The following is a 2,524-nucleotide window of genomic DNA, read 5'->3' on the forward strand; positions in this document are numbered from 1 at the left end:
CACGACGGTGCGGCCGTGTTCGACGGCCCGCAGCCGGGACATCGCCAGCTGCTGATAGGTCATCTCGGTGTCGCCGAAGGTGGCGTTGTTGGTGGGTACCGCCAGCAGTTGCGCGCCGGCGTCGACGGCCTCCCGCAGCGCCCGGTCGAACGCCACCTCGTAGCAGGTCGCGACCCCGATGGGGATGCCGGCCGCGTGCACGACCCCGTCGCCGTGGCCGGGCACGAAATGCCCGGCGCGGTCCGCGTATTCGGAGAACAACCGGAAGAAGGACCGGTACGGCAGGTACTCGCCGAACGGCTGGATGATCTTCTTGTCGTGCCGCTCCCCCGGCCCGGTCGCCGCGTCCCACACGATCACCGAGTTGGTGGTGGTGCCGTCGCCGTTGACGAGGACCGCACCGACGGAGATGGGCGCACCGATCGCGGCGGCCGCGGCGGTGATGTCGGCGGCGGCGTCCGGGTTGCGCAGCGGATCGATGTCCGAGGCGTTCTCCGGCCAGATCACCACGTCCGGGCGCGGTGTGGTCCCGGCGCGCACCTCGGCGGCCAGTTCCAGGGTGCGGGCGACGTGGTTGTCGAGGACCGCCTTGCGTTGCGCGTTGAAGTCCAGGCCCAGGCGCGGCACGCTGCCCTGGATCGCGGCGACCGTGATCGTGCGGTCCCCGGCGTCGGGGGCGGGCAGCAACGGCCACACCGCCGCCGCGCACAGCGGGGCCGCCACGGTCACCGCGGCGGCCCGCAGCAGCGGTCCGCGCCGCGGCGCGCGGGACCGGACGACGAGGGCGGCCACCCCGGCACCGGTGAGGGCGACCGCGAAGGACACCAGCGGGGCGCCGCCGGCCGCGGCCAGGGCGACCAGCAGCCCGTCGGGTTGCCCGAACGCCAGCCGCCCCCACGGGAATCCGCCGAACGGCACGCTCGCGCGCAGGAACTCGGTCAGCGACCAGCACGCCGCGATCCACAGCGGCGCCGCGGGCAGCGACCGCACGTGCACGACCAGCGCGCCGAACAACCCCACGAACAGGGCCTCGACCGCGGCCAGCGCCAGCCACGGCAACGGCCCGACGTACACCCCGATCCACGGCAGCAGCGGTACCAGAAAGCCCAGGCCGGCGAGGTATCCATAGCAGAACCCGGCACGTCGATGCAGCGGTTGTGCAATCAATACAGTGATCAGCAAACCGATGCCGAGCGGGGCGAGGAACCACAACGGGCGCGGCGGGAAACTCGCGAACAGCAACAGCCCGGCGAGCACCGACAGCACGGCCCGCACGGCCACCGCCCGCACCGCCCGCGCGGCCGGCCCGGTCACCGCTCGTACACGATCCGGCCGCGGTGCACGCTGCGCACCAGCACCGGATCGTCCGTGCCCGGTGCGAGATCCGGCAGCGGCGCCACCCGCGACCGCGGATCCGTCGACCACCGCTGCACGCTGTCCTTCGGGGCGCTGATCACCAACTCCCCCGCCTCCCACACCGCATACGAGGCCGGCGCCCCCGGATCGAGGGTGCCGGCCAGCCCGTCGCGGACCCCACCGGCCCGCCACGCGCCGCGGGTCGCGGCGGCGAACGCGGCGCGCGGTGAGATGCCGCTGCCCGGTGTGTGATGGTGCACGGCGGCGCGCAGCATCGGCCACGGCCGCGCCGCGGTCACCGGCGCGTCGGAGCCGAACGCGAGCGACATCCCGGTCGAGGCGATCCCGGCGAAGTTGTTCAGCCCGGCCGCCCGGTCGGCGCCGAGCCGTGTGGCGTACATCCCGCCCGGGCCACCCCACAGCGCGTCGAACATCGGCTGCATGCTCGCGATCACCCCCCACCGGCCCAACCGGGTGGCCTGCTCGACGGTGAGGGCTTCGGCGTGTTCGAGCCGGTGCCCGCGGGCGGCGACGGCGGGCCCGCCCAGCTCGTCGGCGACGGCGGCGAACGCGGCGGCCGCGGCGGCGACCGCCGCGTCCCCGATGACATGGAACCCGGCCTGGATACCGGCGGTGGTGCACGCCCGCACGTGCGCGGTGATCTCCTCGCCGGTCAGGTAGGCGGTGCCGCAGCAGTCGGGGCGATCGGCATAGGGGCCGGTCGTCCACGCGGTGTGGGAGCCGAACGCGCCGTCGACGAACAGGTCACCGCCGAGGGCGTGCGCGCCGGTGGCGGCGAGCAGCTCGGCGGCCTGCTCGGCGGTGCCGACCGCTTCCCCCCAGTAGCCGCGCACCTGCACCGGGTGGTCGGTGCCGAGCAGTTCGGTGAAGTCGTCGCGGCCGGAGATGTCGGGGCCGCCGCATTCGTGGACGGCGACGATGCCCGCCGCGGCGTAGTCGTCGAGGGCGGCGGCCCGCGCCCGGGCCCGCTGCGCCGCGGTGAGCCGGGCGCGCGCGGCGGCGCGCACCGCGTGATGCGCGGCGGCGGTGAGCGGCTGCTCGGGGTGGTAGCCGGCAAGTGCGGCCGGGTCGGCGGCAGCGCGCAGCGCGGTGGACGCGGCCGCCGAATGCGCGTCGATGCGGGTCAGGTACACGGCGCGGCCGGGGG

2 protein-coding genes are annotated in these 2,524 nt (G+C 75.4%); both read right to left on the bottom strand.

The genetic code is table 11. The features are described from left to right. On the bottom strand, positions 1-1,314 hold a 1,314-nt coding region (gene lnt / locus I0Q12_RS01420), incomplete at its 3' end, for an apolipoprotein N-acyltransferase (RefSeq protein ID WP_307845969.1). After that, positions 1,311-2,524: amidohydrolase family protein (locus I0Q12_RS01425; RefSeq protein ID WP_197250260.1), on the bottom strand; the 1,214-nt coding region annotated here is incomplete at its 5' end. The genes lnt and I0Q12_RS01425, both read right to left, overlap by 4 nt.

The organism is Rhodococcus sp. CX (assembly GCF_015865005.1).
In the GTDB taxonomy this organism is placed as follows: Bacteria; Actinomycetota; Actinomycetes; order Mycobacteriales; family Mycobacteriaceae; genus Rhodococcus.